This window comes from Streptomyces sp. NPDC001663 (assembly GCF_042893105.1).
In the GTDB taxonomy this organism is placed as follows: domain Bacteria; phylum Actinomycetota; class Actinomycetes; order Streptomycetales; family Streptomycetaceae; genus Streptomyces.
In genome coordinates this window covers 96,728-115,523 of the sequence record NZ_JBIAUR010000013.1, presented here as the reverse complement: position 1 = coordinate 115,523, position 18,796 = coordinate 96,728, and the positions used below count along the sequence as shown (strand labels likewise).

The window sequence follows — 18,796 nt, the reverse complement described above, 5'->3', positions numbered from 1 at the left end:
ATCGCGGGCCTCCTGACCCGGACTCGGCTCCCCTCTGCAGAGTGCGCCGCACGAACCGGGAGGGGAAGCCCCAGCCCTCATAGGGTCAGGTCAGCAGCACTGTCCACCTATTTGATCAAGGCCCGTACAGACCCACTGACGAAAGCGCGAGGTTAAGGAGGACCGTCTGCCAGGGCAGCCTGTCCCTCCTCCGACCGACAAGGCAGGATCGGGGCATGAGGATTCTCGTCATCGGCGGCACGTGGTTCTTGGGTAAGTACATCGCGGAGGGTGCGCTCGCGAGGGGGTGGTCGGTGACCACCTTCAACCGCGGGCGCTCAGGCCGGGACGTTGAAGGCGTCGAGACAGCACATGGGGACCGTACGGTCCGCGAGGACCTGCAAGCCCTTGCCCAGCTCGGGCCTTGGGACGCTGTGATCGACACGTCCAGCTCCGACTTCTCCCCTCGCACCGTCCTCCTGGCCGCCACCGCTCTGCGCAGAGCGGCCCGCCGCTGGGTGCACATCTCCACCGTGTCCGTCTACCAGGATTGGCCACACCAGCCTCTGGCCGATGATTCTCCGCTGCTGGACTGCCCGCCGGACGCGGACGAGACATACGGCTACACGGGCGAAGACGGCAGCCCGACCAAATACGGCTTCCAGAAGGCGGGCGGGGAGCGCGCCGTGACCGAGGCCTTCGGTGACGCCGCGGTGTTGCTCCGGCCCGGCGTCATCCTGGGTCCCGAGGAGTACGTCGGACGCCTCCCGTGGTGGCTGGCCCGAGCTAAGCGGGGCGGACGATTCCTCGCCCCCGCACCGGGTGAGCAACGGATCCAACCGGTCGACGTCCGCGACGTAGCGGCGTTCGCCCTCGACCAGGTCGCGAGCAGTACCAGCGGCGGCTACAACATCACACACCCGGACGGCGTCACCTTCGAGCACTTCATCAACACATGCCTGACGGTCACCGGCGGCGCGGGACGACCGGTGTGGACGGCCCAAGACGTCCTGAACGACCACGACGTCAAGCAGTGGACCGAGCTGCCGCTGTGGCGAACCTACGCCGGCGTCTGGAAAGTCGATTCCAGTCGGGCGGTCGCCGCGGGCCTACGCTGCCGACCAATCGCCGAAACGATCCGCGACACCTGGGACTGGCTTGCAGCGAACGGGCGTCCCGTGGACCACCCGAGGTGGGCCGAGCACGGGATCGCCCCAGAGAAGGAAGCGAAGATCCTCGCCTCCCTATGATCAGGAAGTGATAGCCAGGAGGGGGACGGTCGGGCCAAGCCGATACGGCGGCGAGGATCGTGTGAAGTCCTCGATTTGTTCGCGCAGTTCCGCTGGGAGCTGTGAGCCGTGGTACCGCGGCTGCGCAAGATGCCTTCCGATACGCGCCGTCCTCACGACAATCCCGGTGTTGCGTTGCTCAGGTGGCACTTCCCAGATTGGCGTCAGAGCGGCGGCCGCACCTTCCACGTTGTCGGACAAGAGGCGGGCCTGGGCGAGGTCGGCAGCCGCCCCGGCTCGTACATGGGTGGACTGCTCACCCTGCGCCCTCTCAACGAGGAGGGCCAGGGCCCGGCTGGCTTCTACTTCGGCCTGCTCAGCATCGCCCATCAGCAAGGCGGTTGTGCTGTTGGACATGGCGAGTCGTTCTGAGGAGAACCCGAACTCGCCACCCACAGCGTCATGCAGGTCATCGTGAACGTCCCGACCCTCTTCTTCGGAGAGCTGGATGGCCTGACGCGCAGAAACGATGTCGCCGAGGTAGGCGTACGCGCGAGCCGCGATGGCGTGCAGCCGACGCTGAGCAATGTCCCCAAGTCCACCGTGCGACAACGCCCGTTGGGCCTTTGCCAGAGCCTCATTGGGCTCGCCAGAGTGGTAAGCGATGTACGCCAAGGTGCCGTCGGCGTAGGCCTGCAAGGGCACGAATCGCGTGCTCTCGCCGTACACAGCTGCGGTTCGAGCCAACGTACGAGCGCTGGCGAAGTAGCCCAGGTCGAACGCCGCTACCGCGAGGAGAGCGGCCGTCTGCCCGTTCAGGATCATCAGGGTCTGCTGCTGGACCGGAATCTGCGTCCGGTCACGTTGCCGCTCGACCTCTCGCCGGAGGTCGTCGGCCACCTCGTACGCCTTCGCCGCTGGCATAGCGTGGTAGCACCGGGCGAGGCTCACCACTTGGTCACGCAGTTCGTCGATGGTGTTGTCAGAGATTGACGCCGCGGCGGTCGCATCGGCGCCGTCATGGGCTTCACGTGCGGTCATCTGAACTCGCTCTTCAAGGTCAAACGCGGGTGCCTGGGGATCGTCCGCGGGCGGAGGTGCGAACAGTTGCTCTGCCGTATATCCCGGCCACATCGCCTCAAGGATTTGGCAAGTCTCCGGTCCGGGTAACCCGACGAGCTTGCCGCCGGTCCAGCGCCGGAACTGCGTCTCCCCGCATGTCGGATTGTTGGGGCTGTGCCCGAAGAGGCGGACGCCGGTCTCGTTGAACCTCTCATCGAACCGTCGGTAGGTGAGGTTGGCCCGATCGCACAGCTTCGCGAGCAGCGTCCTCGGGTCGCTTCTCATCCCGCCCCCAACTCTTGCGGCGCCGCGTCGGGGCGGCTCACGGATCGATCCCTTCCTTCGAAGGGGACCCCGCATACCCGGTTCACAGCAACACGTCCCAAACAGAAGCCACTTCAAAGCTACCCCGAGGCCACGACCGCCACCCGGAAGTGCTGCAGAGGCCATGCAGTAAGCCATGGCAAGGCCACGTGATCAGGGTGAACGCTAGATCACCAACCCCTCGCTGAGCGTGCATGACCGAGCACAACGTGAACTTGGGAGCGTCCCGTGAAGGTGCCGATCCAGCACCCCAAAACCTTGACCAACTACGTAGTGGTACCCCTGACCGACGCGACGGTCAGCGAGGACCCGCAGACAGCGACCGTCACACTGCTTCCCCTGCAACAGGAGGAGAAGCCGGCCTTCGAGTGGAGTACAGCGCTGTTGGCCAACGGAGGAGCGGGCCCCAACGCACGCCTTCGGGCTCGCCCCTGGCTCAGCACGGGCCGCTGGCGCGGCAATGCGGACATCGCGACCCGCGTAGCCGACATGCTGGTGGACAACGCCGTACGCCATGGGAAGCCCTTCCCCGACGGCCGCGTTTCGCTCCACTTGATCGTGACTGGGGATACCCGCGAGCTCCTCGTCGAGGTGGACGACGCGAATCCCGAGTTCCCGGACTTCGAGAAGGCGGCCAGCCTGTCCGGAGAGCCCAACGGCAGGCCGACCGGGCTGTGGTGGGTGGCGCACTACCGAGGGCGCCTGCGCTGGGACGTGAAGCGCGACGTCGACGGCGAGGTCGTGGGCAAGACCGTGCAAGCCATCCTCCCCCTCACCTGATCCGCACCGGTCGCCTCGCACATCCCCCTGCTGGAACCCGATTACGAGGACCCCATGCCTTCCCCCCAACCATCTGCCCGCCCGGCCAACCACCGCCGCAGACGAGGCCGCCGAGCCCGGATAGACCGCAACCTCCTCGACGAGGTCGCTGGCGCCCTGTACCTGCCGCTGGCCTGCGTCATCGTTCTGGCCTGCGCGACCGTCCTCTCCGCCTGGGCGTTTCACCTCACCCTCGCGCAGATCGCCATTGGTCTCGCGGGGAGCATGGTCGTCGCGGGGATCGTGGGTGGTGTGCGCGTGCACGCGGTGGCGGCGTCCCTGCAACTCAGCCGCGAGGCCGACCTGCATCGCGTAGCGGAGGCTCTGCAGGCTACGGAGAAGAGCCTCATCTGGGCGGCCGAGGAGCTGTGCCGGGGGAAGCGTCCTCCGCTGCCTCAAGAGCCTGTCTGGGAGGGCGGCGACCCGCTCAACAAGGTGCTGGAGCTGGTCAGCAATCTGCAAGTGCAGGGGGCTGCCTCTCTCCTGCGGGTGCACGACGAATCGCAGGCGGCCGTTCTGGTGACGATGCACCAGACGTTGACACGACGTCAGCATGCCCTGATCGGGGAGATGCTGGAGCACCTGACGCTGTTGCAGAACGGGACCGACGACGCGGTACTGCTCGACCGGAGCTTCAAGATCGACCACCTCGCGACACGGCTGCGCCGCATGGTCGAAAGCGTCTCCGTCGTCCTGGGCGGCAAGTCCCTGCGGGAGACTCGGGCCCCCGTCCCGGTCGCCACTGTCCTGCGCGGTGCGAAGTCGGAGACTGTGAAGTACGCCCGCGTCCAGACCGCGGGCGGTGAGGTCGGCGCCGCGTTCGCGCTGCCCGCCCACGTACACCCTGACGTCACACACCTGCTGGCCGAGCTCATCGACAACGGACTGGACAACTCGGATCCGGATTCCAAGGTCGTCGTCCGGGCGCAGAAGGTGGCCCACGGCTTGGTCTTCGAGGTCGAGGACCGCGCGCTACTCATCATGGACCCCGCCAAGCGCGACAGGTTCAATGCGCTGTTGCGCGCCCCGGGCCACGCCGTCATCGCAGATCAGGTCCGCCACGGCAGCCTCGGCCTCATCACAGCCGGCAAGATCGCCGAGAAGTACGGCCTCAAGGTCTGGCTGGCGCTGAACCCGACCGGGGGCACCACGGCCAACGTTGTCGTCCCCAACCACCTCCTCGTCCCGACCACCCCGGTCATCGGAACGATCTCGGTGTCGACCGAACCGCCGCCGCCCGTCCGCGAGATGGCACCCGCAGGTGCACCCGGACAACCGCCACCCCCTGGCCCCCGCGCCGTAGCCCCCTCGCCCCGGCCCGACGCCAACGGCGTGAACCCCCTACCGCGACGGAGGCGAGAGCCACGACCCATGCCCGAGCAGGGGCCTTCCGCGCCTCCCCCAGCCGCGAACCCCCAAGCGGGCGCCGACTGGCGCTCCGGCCTCCAGGCCGGACTTCAACCCGAGCAGCCCCCCACCCAGCCCTGACCCCCTGGAGCCTTCCGTCATGACCTACGACTCGCCCACCGTGACCTCCCCCAAGGACGTCCAGGAGCAGATGACACGACTGCTGGACGAATTCGTCAAGGACACCACCGGTGTCACCCACGCGTTGCTGGTCGCCCGGGACGGCCTGAAGCAGGCGGTCGTCTCCCACATGGACGAAGACTGGGCGGACGATGTGGCCGCGGCCTTCTCCGGGGTGATGAGTCTGGCCAGGGGAGTCACCGGGCCGACGAACAAGAAGATGCCGGCGAGCCAAGTGCTCATCGAGCGGGATGACACGCTCTTCATGGCAACCGAGGCCGGTGAGGGAAGCGCCTTCCACTCCGACGGAAATACCGTCGCCACCATCCTGGTCGTACTCACCCGGACGGACGCGAACATCGGAACGGTCGCCTTCGCCGCTGGCCGCCTCGTGCAGCGGTTCGCCCCGTTCATGACCACCCCCGTCCGCGTGCGTGATGGTCAGGACGCCGGTGTCGAATGACCTCCCGCCCCAGTCCGGACGTCCCGGTGGGCGACACGGACAGCATCGCGCGGCTGTACGCGTTGACCGACGGGCGTACGCGGCCCCGTCACACCCTCAGCATGAGCACCGTCCTCGGGGCGGGTCCCCGCTCCCCGCAGGGCGTGCCCGACGAGAGCGTGCGGATCATCGCGTTGTGCCGGGAGCGCTCGCGCCCGCTCGTCGAGTTGGCCGGCATGCTCGAACTACACGTCACTGCGGTGTCGGTCCTGGTGTCCGACCTGATCGACGCCGGCGCCTTGAGCCTGCCCATCCCGGAGGCACCCGGCAAGGATCGCGACAGGCAGCAGTTGCTCGCGCTGAGCGCCGCGCTCAGGCGCCAGTGGCCGCAGGCAACGGCGAAGGCCGGGTGACGGCGACATGACGCAGCCATCGCAGGCGGCCGAGCGTGCGATCGTCAAGGTGGTCGTCGCCGGAGGGTTCGGGGTGGGCAAAACCACCGCGATCGGCTCCATCAGCGACATCGAGCCGCTGCGGACCGAGGAGGTTCTCACCGAGCAGAGTGCGGCGACGGACAGCCTGCACGGGGTCGAGCGGAAGAGGACCACCACGGTCGCCTTCGACTTCGGCCGGGTCGGCTGGGACGATCCCGACCCCATCGAGCTGTACCTGTTCGGCACGCCAGGACAGCCTCGCTTCTGGGACTTCTGGCACGACCTGTCCGAAGGCGCCTTCGGCGCGGTGGTCCTGGCCGACACCCGCAGGATCGACTCCAGCTTCCACGCGGCCGACTTCTTCGAACAGCTCGGCCTGCCCTTCATCATCGCGGTCAACCGCTTCCCCGGCACCACCCCGCGCACGCTGCTGGAAATCCGCGAGGCCTTCGACGTCGACCGCGACGTGCCACTGATGTTCTGCGACGCGCGCAACCCCGACTCGGTGGCCTCGGTCCTCCTCGCCCTGATCCAGCACGTCGTACAGACCCGCTCCGCCCACTCCTCCCTCTTGGACGCATGATGACTCTTCCCTACACCCCGGGCGCATCGCACATCACGCACCGCCAGGTCCAGGCCTTCACGGACGACCCGGCCACCGAACTGGCCGAGATGGGCACGCGATTCACCCGCTTCACCGAGCTGGGCATCTCGATGGAGGGGCAGGAGGTGCTCGACGACCTTGCCGCCGACATGGCCGCCAAGAGCGGCTTCCTCTACGCCATGGTGAACGCCTTCGGTGAGGAGCAGACGTTCCTGGGCCTGCACAACCCCCCGCGGGAGGCCGGGTTTCCCATCGTCGGCCGCACGATGAGCCGCAACCACGGCTGGTGTCCCGAGGTCGTCCAGCGCAGACGTGGTCTGCCGCTGCCGGACGTGGCCGCTTCCCCTCGGTTCCAGAGCAACCACGTCGTCGACGCCATCGGTATCCAGTCCTACTTTGGCGAGCCCATCGTCGACGAGGTGACCGGCCTCGCTCTGCTCACCGTCTGCATCATCGACCCGGAACCGCGGACCCTTCGCGATGCGGCCCGGGTGCAGTCCATCGTCCGGAACACCACCCGCGAGGCCGCCGGCGTCCTCAAGATCCCCATGCTGCCGGCCTCCTGACGTACGCCCTGCGCTGGAACCCCCCACACGCGGTTCCGGCCGCCGCCGTCATGTGAGCCCCTTCAGGGAGAGGGACCGTCCATGCCCATGCCCACCCCACCCCACAGCCTCGACAGGTTCCTCACGCCTGCCCACCGGGCACTCTGGGAAGCCGTCGACGACTTCGCCACCCAGGAGATCCAGCCCCGGGTGGAGCGCATGGAAGGTGCCCCGCACCGCGTGGACCGGAAGATCGCCCGGCTGCTGGCCGGCCGCCGCTGGTTCGGCGTCACCGTCCCCGAGGCCTTCGGTGGCATGGAGGCCGGGCACGTCGCCAAGACGATCCTGATCCACCGCCTGGCCCGCGTCTCCGGTGCAACAGCCGCGACCCTTCAGGCCAGCCTGATCCCCGTTGCCGCTCTCCTGCACTACGGCACCGCCGAGCAGCACGCCGCCTTGCTGAAAAGGGTGGCCGACGGCAGCGTGCTGATGTCGATCGCCGTGACCGAGCCGGACCAGGGCGGCCACATCGGCGGCATGACGACCGCAGCCGAGTGGGACGGACGGTCCTGGGTGCTCACCGGGGTCAAGGCCCACGTCGGCAACAGCCACATCGCGGACCTCCACGTCGTCGTCGCCCGCACCGCCCCCACCGGTACGCGCACCTCGCGCGCCTTGACGGCGTTCCTCGTCCGGGGCGATCAGCGTGGGGTGGACCGCGTTCCGTACAGCGGCAAGCTGGGGCTGCACGGCTTCAGCTACGGTCAGATCACCTTCGACCGTGTGCGCATCTCCCCGAACGACGTACTGGGAGATGTCGGCCAGGGCTTCGAAGTAGCCCAGTCCAGCAGCATCCTGTACGGCCGGCCCAACCTGACCGCGGTCTCCCTGGGGCTGCACGAGACGGCCGTCGCCCTGACTGCTCGGTACGTCAGTGAGCGCCCCCGCTACAAGGGCAAGCTCGCCGACCTCAGCGTCATACAGGACCGGCTCGGTGGGATGTCCACCCGGCTGCTCGCGGCCAGGATCGTGGCGTATCACGCGGTCGACATGCTTGATCGTGGCCTGCCCTGTGATGACGAACTCCTCGCCGCCAAGGCCCTCGGCCACGATCTTGCCTGCGAGACAGGCGACGACGCGATGCGCTTGCATGCCGCCAACGGCTTGGACGAGGACTTCGCCATCGAGCGCATCTGGCGGGACATGCAGACCACCTACGCACCCGCCGGGACCGGCGAGGTCCAGCGCCGGCGCCTCGCGGAGAACCTCCTCCAGCAGGAGGAGGCCAGCACGCGCACCCCGTGGTCCGTGTTGCATGCCGGCCGCTCACAGCCCCCCATCGTCGACCAGCCGGTCGGCGTCTAAGAACTCCCGTGCACGGCACCCCTTTCCATCCGCATTGCCGTGCACGGGACCAGCCCGCCGCCGAGCACGTGGGCGGTCGTCGCTCGGCGGCGGGCGCCAGGTCCATCCCGACAGAACCGGAAGGAGAAGATCAGTGCGGACCTCAACCTACGGTGAGCCCGTCGTAACGATCGCGTGCCTGAACCTGGAGAAGGACGGAGGCCCGGACAACCTCGACGGGAGCCTCCCGCAGCGCTGGCTGGACGCCCACCACCAGATCCTCAAGCCCTTGGAAGCCGACGTCATCCTGCGACAAGAGGCCACCTATAGCCACCTGGACGACGACCGGCGTCTCAAGGCCGCCGGGGAACTGCTGGGGATGAAGGGCTTCCTGTCGGGCAACGGTGCCGGCCGCAACCCAACCGCCCTGTTCATCCGGCCGGAGACCTTCCCGGTCTTCGAGCGCATGACGTACAACGCGATGTTCTGGCGGACTCCGCCGACCATCGTGTCGGCCCGCTTCGCCGACGTCCCCGAGGCCGAGCTGCTACTGATGTCGTGGCACGCCGCGTTCAACAGTCCCCGAGGCCGCGAGCGCGAGGCCGACGAGATCACGGCCTTGGTCGACCGGATGGAGCGGCGCGGAGCCTTCATCGGCGGGGGCGACGGCAACGAGTACCCGGTCGAGGACGGCGAGAGCATCCCGCCCATCGACTGGTCGACCGTCACCGACCGGGCGCACATCCATCACCGGACCAACCTCGCCCCGGACGGGTCGCGCGTCAGCTGTACGTACCTGCACAGAGCCCTGCTGACGAGCGGCTTGCAGGATGCGGCGCGCTACGCCGCCCACACTCTTGCGCAACCCGACGCCATCGGCCCGACGGCGGGTCACGCCAAGCCCGATCAAGGCGGCCCGCGCCGGATCGACATCGTCTATTCGGACAGTCGGATCGCGCGGGCCGTGCTGGCCGTCAACGTCCTGGACACCACCGGCATCAGTGACCACCACGGCGTTGAAGTCGTGCTGTCCCGCCGTGGTCTGGCCGATGCCTTGCGCCGCATACACCCACCCGTCCCCCTGGACCAGGCCGTGGCCTGACTCAGCTCCCGCGCACGGTCACCCCGTGATTTCCAAGGACCGTGCGCGGGTCCCGCGTCTCACGCTCGGCACCCCCCGTGGCCGAGCGCGAGACACCAGCCCGGCGCGGGGAAGACGGTGCGGCTTCTCCTCCCCCTATGAAGGCGCCACCTCCGCCCCCGCGCCGGGCGCCACCACCATCCCGCCGACCGCACAGGGAATGCCTCGTGACCGCCGTCCTGCCCGCCTTCGTCCTGCAGTTACTCGACCAGAGCAAAGACCCCGCGGAGATTCCTCAGATCGACCCTTCGCACGCCGAAGGCTGGCTCGGCATGCTCGCGTCGAGGATCCTCAGCGTGTCCGACACGGGCACCTACCGGGCGGAGGGCTCGTTCCTCGCCCACGGGTACGCCCATCTGCCCGTTGAGCTGCCGGACGGCCCCCTGACCTACCTTCGGGTGACGACACAGTCCGGCCTGGTGCCCTGGCCAGTACTCGCGACATCCGTAGTGCTGACGCTCTCCGGCTCGATGGAGCTGGAGATGTACCAGGAGGAGGCTGAGTCCCTCGCCCAATGGCCGCGCTACGAACGCGTCTTCGGACCGGAGGCGGGGTTCGCCGTGCACGCGGGGACGCGCTGCGCCACCCGAAGCAGCGCCGATGCCCTGCACCTGCTGGCCGTCGCGCTGCCTGCGAAACTTGGCGGGTCGCCGCTCACTCCCGACGAATACTCCCGTGCCGCGCACCGGGCGCGCGAGGTCCTCGAAGGCGTCTCGCTGGCCGGTACGGCAGGGAGGCGTCCGTGAAGACCGCAGACTCCTGGCTGACGCAGGAACTGTGTCTGGATGTGTCCGACCTGGACTACGTGCAGCACGTCATGCGCAGCATTCTCGACCGGCTGGCCACAGACCGGAATCTGCTCACCACGCTCGTCGACGAGGTCGTGAACCACCCCTCCCGCCTTGCAGCAAGCCGCGTCACGCTCCTGCTGAACCGGCTGTCGCTGTGGGAGGCCCCCGACCACAGCTTCGAGATCCGCCTCAACATGAACCCGCGGCCCGAGAACCAACTCGTCCCGCACGACCACTGCTACGCGTTCGCCACCCACATCCTGACCGGCGGCTACGTCCACGTCGTCCGGCGCCGCACCAACGGCTGGGAGGGCCCGTTCACCGGCGCCGACCTCCAGCCGGCCATCGTGACGGTCGAACGCCCCGGCAGCGCGTACGCGCTTGACCACTCAATGGTGCACCAGGCCGTGATGGCGCCCGACACCGTCACCCTCTTCATCCGCGGCCCCCGCCGAAAGGCGGCCTCCCACGCCGCCGAAGAGCTCATGCCCCCCGCGCAGTCCTGGCCCGAGGCGGCCGCGCCCGGCAACCAGCCCGAACAGTCGCGCTCCGCCACCGTCGACGAGTACCTGACCATGCACCGCTACCTGCGAGACCGCCGAATCATCAACTGACCCCACGGGATTCCGCAGCCCCTACGGCGTGCCGCCCGCCTGTGACGCGAGAGGCTACGGCGAACACCCCCGAACGACACGAGGAGTTTGTGATGGCCGGCGTACTGACAACCGATCACCCCGCCTGGCACCACTACGACAACGGCGCCCGCGCCCGCGCCGTGCGGGCCGGCTCCGGGCTGTGGGTCATGTCCCACGAAAACAGCGGCCTGCGCATTGATTGCGTGGACGGCAACGAGGACATCAAGCCGTCGTTCTGCGTCACCGACCCCGCGGACCTGCCCGCGGCCACACCCGCCGCTCTGCGGGACGGGCTGGTCGAACTCGGCGTCTCCCAGCGTCTGGCCAACCCCTGGTTGTGGGACGCGATCACCACCGCCATCCTGCGGCAGGTCGTCCGCGCGGACCAGGCCCGCAAGCTCTACCGCACCTGGTGCAGCAAGTACGGCACCGACATCGATGGCCCCTTCGGGCGCCTGGCCGTGGCCCCCACGCACACGAAGGTGCTCAAGCTGGCCGAGAGCAGCTTCGCCGCTGTCGGCGCAAAGTTCCACCGCACCGCGCTGCAGGCCGCGGCCGAACAGTACGACGAGCATCACGAGACGTGGCAGCACCTGGACGCCTCCGCGCTGGCCGACGCGCTGACCACGATCCCCCGCATCGGGCCGTGGACCGCCCGCGCGGCCGCCGCCGACTTCACCGGGGACTTCAGCATCTACCCGCACGACGACCTCGCCGTGCGGACCTGGGCCGCGCAGATCGCTCCCGCCTACTCCTGGCCCGACAAGAAGAACAAGGCCTTCGGTCCGCTGTGGACCGGCTGGGCCGGTGAAGACCGCACCGCCCTGCACACCCTCACCCTCGCCACCCTCACCTGGGGGGCGCACGCACGATGACCTGGAGGAACCATGCGGCAGTTAACGCTGATCGCAGGCGCCGACACCACCCGCACACTCGACGCACTGTTCGTCAACGCACCGCTGCGTGACTACACCCTGCGGCCCCGCACCAACGACTACACCCTCCCCGTGCTCGGCATGGCGTACATCGCCACCTACGCCCAGCAACAGGGCTTCAACGTCGGTGTCCTCGACGCCGAAGCCCACGGCCTGGGCGTCGAAGAGGCCGCCCAGCTCGTCAACGAGGCCACGCCCCGCTGGGCCGCCATGAACCTCCTGGCGCCCACGTACGAGATGTCCGCGCAGATCGCCGCCCGGCTCGACCCGGGCATCGACCTGATGGTCGGCGGGCACCACGCCAAGGCCATGCCGGACCGCATCCTCAATGACCCCCGGATGGAACACCTGCGTGCCCTCGTCCTGGGCGAGGGTGAACTCCGCGTCGCCGCCCTCCTGGACGACGTCCACAACCGCCGCACCTTGCCGGGCGTCCTGTGGCGCGATCCCCTGCTCGGCACCCGGGCCGTCGGCATCGCCGACCCCAAGACCAGCGCCAAAATGCTCGGGCCCGACATCAACGCCCTGCCGTACGTCAACCGGGCGTTCCTGCCCCAGGACCCCTACCAGGCCCCCGCCACCGCCGCAGACCGCCGCCTGGCCGCTGCGCGGCCCTGGATCAGTTCCCGGGGCCACTGGGAGGCCAACATCGTCGGAAGCCGCGGCTGCCCCTACAACTGCACCTTCTGCGGCGCCGCCGTCTCCGCCAACCCGGACGTCGCCATCCGGGTGCGCTCCCCCGAGAACATCATCGGTGAGCTCGACCAGTTGCACGACGAGTACGGAGTGACCGCGTTCCGCTTCGTCGACGACCTCTTCCTCGGTGTCGGCCGCGTCATCGACGAGCAGATGGACGCCTTCACCCGCGAGCGGATCGGTGACCGGTACGTCTGGGACGCCACCGGCCGTATCAACGTCCTCAACCGGCTGTCAGACTCCGACCTGGAGCGCCTGGTCGCCAACGGACTGCGCGAGGTGGCCCTCGGCATCGAGTCCGGCAGCGACCGCATCCTGGCGGCGATGGACAAGCGGATCGACGCCGAGATGACCGAACGCGTCGCCCGTCGCCTGGTCGCCCGCGGCATCGGCGTCAAGGGCTACTTCATCCTCGGCTTCCCCGGCGAGACCGCAGAGGACCTCGACGCCACCGTCCGGCACATACACAACCTCTGGGACATCTCCGACCAGCACGCCGGTGACGTCCGCGCCAGCGTCTTCGAATTCAGGCCCTACCCGGGCACCCCCGTGTGGCAGACCCTCATCGACGTCGGCCACAGCGCCGACGCCCTCCTCGCGTACGGCGACGTCGACCTGACGGGCGACGGAGCACACGAGTCGATGCGCCAGCGCGACGAGTTCAACTTCTCCGTCGGCATCCAGTTCGGAGACGTGCCGCTGAAACGTATCCGCGCGACGCTCGCCCAGCTCACCCGCGAACAGCACGGTCGCAACCAGAAGATCCCGGAGGCAGCCGCGTGACCGACCGGAGGGGCTGGTTCGTCAGCGTCGACGGGCCGAGCGGCGTGGGCAAGTCCACCACCGTGCAGGCCCTGCACGACCTGCTGACCCAGCAAGGCCGCCCTGCCCGTCACACCGTCGAGCCGACCGACACCGCACTGGGAAAGTTCACTCGCTCGAACGCGAACACGATTCACGGCCTGGCACTGGCCTGCCTCGTGGCCGCCACCCGGTACGAGCACATCGAGACGGTGATCGACCCAGCGCTGAAGGCCGGCGAACTCGTCATCAGCGACCGCTACCTTCCGTCCACCCTGGTCCTCCAGCAACTCGACGGCGTCCCTGTCGAGTTCCTGATCGACGTCAACCAGCACGCCCCCATGCCGGACCTGGCCGTGATCCTCACCGCCGAACCGGGCCTGATCGCCGCACGCATCGCCGAGCGCGGCATTACGCACCGATGGCACCTCGACCCCACCGGCCCGCGCCGGGAAGTCGACCTGTACGGGGAAGCCGCGGTCTACCTGATGAGCCGCGGTGTCGAAGTGCTGCTTCTCGACAACGGCGCCTACACCCCATCGGACGTAGCTCAGCGAATCGCCGACGCCATACCGGACCTCCCGATAGCCTCGGTCCCCTCCACCACCTCTCCAACCCCCCAAGGACCATGACCGGAACGCCAGCTGACCCCGTCATCGACACCCACGTCATCCTCCGCAACGGTGACAAGATCCTCTTGTCACAGCGCGGCGGCCCCTACGGTCGCAACCGGTGGCACATGCCTTCGGGCAAGCTCGACGTCGGGGAGCCCTTGAGCGTCGGCGCCGCCCGGGAGTTGTACGAGGAGACCGGTATCACTGTAGACCCGACCCGCCTCCGCCTGGTCCACGTCGTGCACCACAATCAGGATCCGACCACCACCCGCCTGGGCTTCTTCTTCGAGGCCACCGAATGGTCGGGGGACCCGGTGAACAAGGAGGGGGAGGAGAAGTGCCTTGCCCTCGAATGGTTCAGCATTCACGATCTGCCCGACGTCATCGAGTACCCCAAGGCGGGTCTAGTCGGCGCCGTAGAAGGTGCCAGCCCCCTCACTGAGCACGGCTGGAAGCAGTAAGCCCCCGCGCGTCCAAGGAAATAGCGCGGAAGCTGACGCCACGGAACCATCCGCTGAGCGGCTCTGTCGGGGATCTCGGATGGCTGAGTCACTTTCCTTGGCGCCACCATAGGGGGCGGGGGGGGAAGCCGCAGGACTCAAGGTATCGCTGGCGTCAATGAAGGAAGTTGACGCCCCAGAAGAGCTCGATCGCAAAGGTGGATAACTGAGTATCCGTCACCATCGCATCGTTTAAGGGATCCTGCCAGAATCTGACGACACATCACTCTCCATTAGACAATGACACACGAGCACACTCCCGAAAATCGTCCTGGCGAGCCGTGGAATCCCCCGGCCGCCCGACTAGCTTTCCGTCGGCATGATCGCCATCAGTCGGCAGGACGGTAGCTCCAGGGGGGCAAAGGCGAGTAGGTGCATGGCAAATTCCGTGCCGCCCTGCCGGGGAAGGTAGAGGCGGCGCGGCCGGTGCGATGCCGGGTGGGTCATGCTGGGCAGATTCGGGGAATCCCACAGTTTGCGCGCAACCGCATCACCCCGGACGGTCTCGATGACCTCCTGAAGGCGCTTGTCGTGGCGGTACTGCTCGGCATGCACGCGGAGCTGGGCCATCATGGGCAGCGCCCATTCATCCTGCCAGTTGATGAGCTGAGTGCGAGCCTCGGGCCAGGTGAGAGCCCATTCCATGACGTTCAGGCCGTACATCATCCACGGGAAGTATTCCAGGGTCTTGGCGTTGTAGGCGAGCATGTCCCAGCGGAGGTCGCTCATGTAGAGGCCCCAGGTCGGGCTCTCCTCGACGAGGGTGCGGATTGCCGCAGGAAGCAGGTCCGTGAGAGGGCTAACCGGGGCTTCGGCCGGGGTGCTCCCGTGGGTGACGCGGTAGACGACGCGCCATTCATCGACAGTCAGATCCAGGATCCGCCTGATCGCCTGCAGCAAGCCCTCTGAGTAGTTTGCCGACCGCCCGGACTCCAGGGCGTTGTACCAGCGGCGACTGACGCCGGCCAGTTGCGCCGTCTCAGCCTGGGTGATCCCGGGGGCCGTCCTGTCCCCGAACGTGGCCGTGAAGCCCGGAATGTCCGATGCATTACGGCGCGCCCGCGCTTGCCGCAGTATGCGGGGGACGATCGAAGCCTGGGTCTCATTACTATTCATAACGTTCACATAACGGCCGAGGGTGAGATTCAGATCACATTGACAGTCGGCCCGCACCAACTCGCCCATCTTCCGATTCCTTCAATCGTCACAGTTTTCAGGGGAGTTGACGAACGCCGGCGCGTGCGGCATTCCTACGCCGATCGCCTGTCGCAGAGAAATGAGAACTGCCAGTTCTCATCAGCAGCATAAGCGAATGCTTTGACTTCCTGTGCCACGCAGGTTGCCGATCTAAGGTCACCGACAACATCACCGAAAGCGCATTCTCCACCGCAGCGGATTCGGTGCACTCGCTCGTGTAAGGGATCTTCATGTCGCGCTCTGTTTTGATCATCGGCGGAAACCGTGGAATCGGGCACGCCACCGTCCGGGCGTTTCTCGAACGGGGCGACAAGGTCGCCTTCACGCACCGCACTGCCGGGGCGGATCCCGACCTCGCCTACCTCGGCGCCCTGCCCGTGCTCTGCGACATCACCGACCCCGAACAGGTCGAGAGCGCCTTCAAGGAGGTGGAGGCCGACCAGGGCCCGGTCGAGGTGCTCGTGGCCAACGCCGGCATCACGCGGGACAAGCTGCTGTTGCGCATGTCGGAGGAGGACTTCACCACGGTCCTGGAGACCAACCTCATCGCCTCCTACCGTCTGGCCAAGCGAGCCACCTGGAGCATGGTGAAGGCCAAGCAGGGCGGCCGCATCATCCTCGTGTCCTCCGCTGCCGCGCTCAAGGGTGAAGCCGGACAGACCAACTACGCGGCCTCCAAGGCGGGACTGATCGGCTTCGGCCGCTCGCTGGCCCGAGAGGTCGGCTCACGCGGCATCACCGTCAACATCGTCACCCCCGGCCTGACCGACACCGCCATGGCCGCAGCCCTGCCAGAGACACGTGTCAACAAGATCATCGGGGACGTTCCGCTCGGCCGCATCGGAAGGCCGGAGGAGATCGCCGCGACCATCGCCTTCCTGGGCAGCGAGGAAGCCTCCTACATCACCGGTGCCGTGGTACCGGTCGACGGTGGCATCTCCATGGGGCACTGACATTCCCCGGTTACCAATCATTCTGCCGCCTTCGCTCGGGGCCATACCGCCCGTTGCGGGGTGCCACGAATCGCGCTCCAGACATCACGATCTGCAACTAGTACAGAGATTGAGAATCAACTCTGGATCTTGACACGGGTCCGTGCGTATGTTCGTCGTCGTCCGGGCACGCGCCCGGGTCCATGAACGTGAGGAGCGCGGCGAGGACCGACCAGACGTGTAGGTCCGCACATACAGCGACGGCGCCCGGGAGCGGCTAACTCCCGGACGCCGGACGCTCAAACGGCAACTCGCCCCGGCAAGGGCGGAGATTGCCCACCATCACCACGCTGAGTCCTTCCAAGGGGCGCTTCAGCGTGGCAACACTGCAACGGGGAGTATCGCATGCCTCCTGCCCTGCGCAAAAGGCCCTTCCGCCTGGCCTGCGCGGCAGCCACCTCCGCCTCGGCGCCTCAGCGCCCCGAGCCGGAGCACACCGTCCCGGTCCCGACCCATCACCACCTCGGCCTGCTCATCGGGAGCGGCCGATGAGCAGCGAAGCCCGCGAGTGGGTGTGGGAGCACAGCACCAGCCGGGGGACCGCGCGTCTGGTCCTGCTGTCGATCGCCGACCGGGTGGCCGATGAGCAGTGCGTCTCCTGGGCCTCGCTGTCGAGCCTGGCCAAGCGCACCCACGCTTCGGTCTCCACGGTACGCGAAGCCATCGACCGCCTGGTCCACGCCGGTGAGCTGGAGCAGCTCGACGACCTCACCGGCCCGCAGCGCAGCACCGTCTACCGCCTCCCCCTCGCCGCCGAGGCCGCGGTGCAGACCGCCGAGGACGAGGAAGCCGACCAGGCGCTGGCGGAGAGATCTGAGGCCGCCCCGGCGCTGCAGATCTCGGCCCTGCGGCGGTGCGGAATCCGCCCGCGTGAGGTGCCGGAATCCCCCGCGAGGTCCCGAAAACCGGCAGGACCGGAAACCGGCAGGTCCCGACGGAAACCGGCACGTCGCAGTACCGGAAACCGGCACCCCGGTGTACCGGAAACCGGCACACAGAACCGTAGTGAACCGGATTTGAACCGTAGGTACAGCAGTGGTGCTGCCGTCACCTCGGCTGCCGAGTGGAAGGTCGACCCAGCCACCCACACCTGGGCCCGCCAGCAGGGACACCTCGACCGCCTCGGCGATCAGGGCCTGCAGGCAGCCGACGCGAAGTGGCGTGCCCACCGCGCCGGCTTCAAGCCGAGGCCGGCGGAAGCCTGGGCTGCCGACTGGCGCTCCTGGATCGCCCGGGAGCACGCCCCCCACCGCCCGAACCGCCCCGCCGGGCACAGCAAAAGCTCCTCCGCGCCGAGCGGCATGACGCTGACCGAGGCCCACACCGCTGCCCTTCTCGCCGCCCTCGACGAGCCGACCGGAACGGAGGGCTGACCGTGGACCGCCGCGAAACCGCCGCCCTGCTGGCCTACATCGGCCGACTCGACCCCCGCACCATCCGCACCGACCAGGGCGAAGCCCGCGATCAGATCGCCCAGTGGCACGAGCTGCTCGGCGACGTGCCGCTGGCCACCCCGTACGGCTGGGACGTGCGCGTCGCCGCCCGCCAGCACATCCGCACCTCGCCGTACCAGATCCTGCCCGCGGACGTGGTCCATCCCTGGGAGAGCTACCGGCGCGACCGCCTGGCCCGGCACTCCGACCCGACGCCGTCCGCCGATCCGGACGACCAGGCCGCCTGGACCGCCGAGCTGGTCGGCATGCGCCGCGCCGTCGCCGCCGGCATCGCGGAGCCCGCACAGGCACGGGCGATCACCAGCGGTCGCGACGTGACCGACCCGACGCTGGAAGCGATGCTGGAGCGGGTCGGCTCCTGCATCCCGCCCGCCGCCCGAGCCGCCCTCGCGCCCTACCGGCCCGCCCGGGCAGCCCGCGAGGCGGCCATCGCCCAGGGTCAGCCCGACGCCCTGAGCGTGCGCTGCCAGTGGTGCAAGGCCCAGCCCGGCGAGCCCTGCCGCCGCCGCCGCCGGATCGGCCCCGACGACGGGGTACGCGCAACCGCCCCGCGCGCCACCCCGCACCCCGGCCGACTCGACCTCGCCGCCGCCCAGGCCCGACGCACCGAGCAGGCCGGGCAGCCCGCCATCGCCTGACCGGCGCATGGGCCCGTGCACCCCGCCGCGCACCGCCGCCCGACATCCCCGTTCCGCACCGGCTGCGGCGCACGCCCGCGCGCCGCGGCAAGT

The 18,796-nt window shown here is 68.4% G+C and carries 21 protein-coding genes; 19 read left to right on the top strand and 2 right to left on the bottom strand.

Going from position 1 to position 18,796, the window contains the following annotated elements; translation table 11 throughout:
- Nucleotides 1-215: 215 nt before the first annotated feature.
- Nucleotides 216-1,229: an NAD-dependent epimerase/dehydratase family protein gene (locus tag ACFY1L_RS36445; protein ID WP_388834034.1), complete on the top strand. Its 1,014-nt coding sequence runs from the start codon at nt 216-218 to the stop codon at nt 1,227-1,229.
- On the opposite strand, the gene ACFY1L_RS36440 is transcribed toward ACFY1L_RS36445, so the two are convergent.
- Nucleotides 1,230-2,555, bottom strand: coding sequence for a DNA-binding protein (locus tag ACFY1L_RS36440; protein WP_388834031.1), 1,326 nt, complete (start codon nt 2,553-2,555; stop codon nt 1,230-1,232).
- A gap of 297 nt (nt 2,556-2,852) precedes the next feature.
- Here ACFY1L_RS36440 and ACFY1L_RS36435 point away from each other — a divergent pair, with 297 nt between their 5' ends.
- From ACFY1L_RS36435 to ACFY1L_RS36370, 14 genes are all read left to right on the top strand, one after another.
- On the top strand, nt 2,853-3,374 hold the full coding sequence (locus ACFY1L_RS36435; protein ID WP_388834028.1) for a hypothetical protein: 522 nt from the start codon (nt 2,853-2,855) through the stop codon (nt 3,372-3,374).
- 54 nt (nt 3,375-3,428) lie between these two features.
- Nucleotides 3,429-4,901 (top strand): ATP-binding protein, encoded by a 1,473-nt coding sequence (locus tag ACFY1L_RS36430; RefSeq protein WP_388834025.1) that lies wholly within the window; start codon nt 3,429-3,431, stop codon nt 4,899-4,901.
- Nucleotides 4,902-4,920: 19 nt separating this feature from the next.
- On the top strand, nt 4,921-5,403 hold the full coding sequence (locus ACFY1L_RS36425) for a roadblock/LC7 domain-containing protein (protein ID WP_388834023.1): 483 nt from the start codon (nt 4,921-4,923) through the stop codon (nt 5,401-5,403).
- Nucleotides 5,400-5,795 carry a DUF742 domain-containing protein gene (locus tag ACFY1L_RS36420; protein WP_388834019.1) on the top strand — a complete coding sequence of 132 codons (396 nt, stop codon included), beginning with the start codon at nt 5,400-5,402 and terminating at the stop codon, nt 5,793-5,795. The genes ACFY1L_RS36425 and ACFY1L_RS36420 overlap by 4 nt, the downstream gene beginning before the upstream one ends.
- A gap of 7 nt (nt 5,796-5,802) precedes the next feature.
- Complete coding sequence (locus tag ACFY1L_RS36415) at nt 5,803-6,399, top strand: ATP/GTP-binding protein (RefSeq protein WP_388834012.1); 597 nt, start codon at nt 5,803-5,805, stop codon at nt 6,397-6,399.
- Nucleotides 6,396-6,986 carry a GAF domain-containing protein gene (locus ACFY1L_RS36410; RefSeq protein WP_388834009.1) on the top strand — a complete coding sequence of 197 codons (591 nt, stop codon included), beginning with the start codon at nt 6,396-6,398 and terminating at the stop codon, nt 6,984-6,986. Before ACFY1L_RS36415 ends, ACFY1L_RS36410 begins: the two co-directional genes overlap by 4 nt.
- An 87-nt stretch (nt 6,987-7,073) precedes the next feature.
- Complete coding sequence (locus ACFY1L_RS36405; protein WP_388834002.1) at nt 7,074-8,330, top strand: acyl-CoA dehydrogenase family protein; 1,257 nt, start codon at nt 7,074-7,076, stop codon at nt 8,328-8,330.
- A gap of 133 nt (nt 8,331-8,463) precedes the next feature.
- Nucleotides 8,464-9,411: an endonuclease/exonuclease/phosphatase family protein gene (locus tag ACFY1L_RS36400; RefSeq protein ID WP_388833999.1), complete on the top strand. Its 948-nt coding sequence runs from the start codon at nt 8,464-8,466 to the stop codon at nt 9,409-9,411.
- A gap of 206 nt (nt 9,412-9,617) precedes the next feature.
- A complete protein-coding gene (locus ACFY1L_RS36395) occupies nt 9,618-10,196 on the top strand; it encodes a hypothetical protein (protein WP_388833996.1) in 579 nt (192 codons plus the stop codon).
- Nucleotides 10,193-10,855 carry a hypothetical protein gene (locus ACFY1L_RS36390; RefSeq protein ID WP_388833993.1) on the top strand — a complete coding sequence of 221 codons (663 nt, stop codon included), beginning with the start codon at nt 10,193-10,195 and terminating at the stop codon, nt 10,853-10,855. Before ACFY1L_RS36395 ends, ACFY1L_RS36390 begins: the two co-directional genes overlap by 4 nt.
- 92 nt (nt 10,856-10,947) lie before the next feature.
- Complete coding sequence (locus ACFY1L_RS36385) at nt 10,948-11,751, top strand: hypothetical protein (RefSeq protein WP_388833990.1); 804 nt, start codon at nt 10,948-10,950, stop codon at nt 11,749-11,751.
- A 12-nt stretch (nt 11,752-11,763) separates the two neighbouring features.
- Nucleotides 11,764-13,290, top strand: coding sequence for a B12-binding domain-containing radical SAM protein (locus tag ACFY1L_RS36380; protein WP_388833986.1), 1,527 nt, complete (start codon nt 11,764-11,766; stop codon nt 13,288-13,290).
- Nucleotides 13,287-13,940 (top strand): dTMP kinase, encoded by a 654-nt coding sequence (gene tmk / locus ACFY1L_RS36375; protein ID WP_388833983.1) that lies wholly within the window; start codon nt 13,287-13,289, stop codon nt 13,938-13,940. Before ACFY1L_RS36380 ends, tmk begins: the two co-directional genes overlap by 4 nt.
- A complete protein-coding gene (locus ACFY1L_RS36370; RefSeq protein ID WP_388833981.1) occupies nt 13,937-14,383 on the top strand; it encodes an NUDIX domain-containing protein in 447 nt (148 codons plus the stop codon). Before tmk ends, ACFY1L_RS36370 begins: the two co-directional genes overlap by 4 nt.
- A 342-nt stretch (nt 14,384-14,725) precedes the next feature.
- Here the strand turns inward: ACFY1L_RS36370 and ACFY1L_RS36365 are convergent, their stop codons facing one another.
- A complete protein-coding gene (locus ACFY1L_RS36365; protein WP_388833978.1) occupies nt 14,726-15,607 on the bottom strand; it encodes a helix-turn-helix domain-containing protein in 882 nt (293 codons plus the stop codon).
- A 242-nt stretch (nt 15,608-15,849) separates the two neighbouring features.
- Here ACFY1L_RS36365 and fabG point away from each other — a divergent pair, with 242 nt between their 5' ends.
- The 4 genes from fabG to ACFY1L_RS36345 all read left to right on the top strand — a co-directional run bounded on the left by fabG (nt 15,850) and on the right by ACFY1L_RS36345 (nt 18,703).
- Entirely contained in the window at nt 15,850-16,572 is a 723-nt protein-coding gene (gene fabG / locus ACFY1L_RS36360; protein WP_388833975.1) for a 3-oxoacyl-ACP reductase FabG, read from the top strand.
- Nucleotides 16,573-16,956: 384 nt separating this feature from the next.
- The gene (locus ACFY1L_RS36355) at nt 16,957-17,103 is read left to right on the top strand and encodes a hypothetical protein (protein ID WP_388833972.1); all 147 of its coding nucleotides are present in this window, start codon (nt 16,957-16,959) and stop codon (nt 17,101-17,103) included.
- Entirely contained in the window at nt 17,100-17,984 is an 885-nt protein-coding gene (locus ACFY1L_RS36350; RefSeq protein WP_388833969.1) for a helix-turn-helix domain-containing protein, read from the top strand. The genes ACFY1L_RS36355 and ACFY1L_RS36350 overlap by 4 nt, the downstream gene beginning before the upstream one ends.
- A gap of 2 nt (nt 17,985-17,986) precedes the next feature.
- Complete coding sequence (locus ACFY1L_RS36345) at nt 17,987-18,703, top strand: hypothetical protein (RefSeq protein WP_388833966.1); 717 nt, start codon at nt 17,987-17,989, stop codon at nt 18,701-18,703.
- Nucleotides 18,704-18,796: the final 93 nt, after the last annotated feature.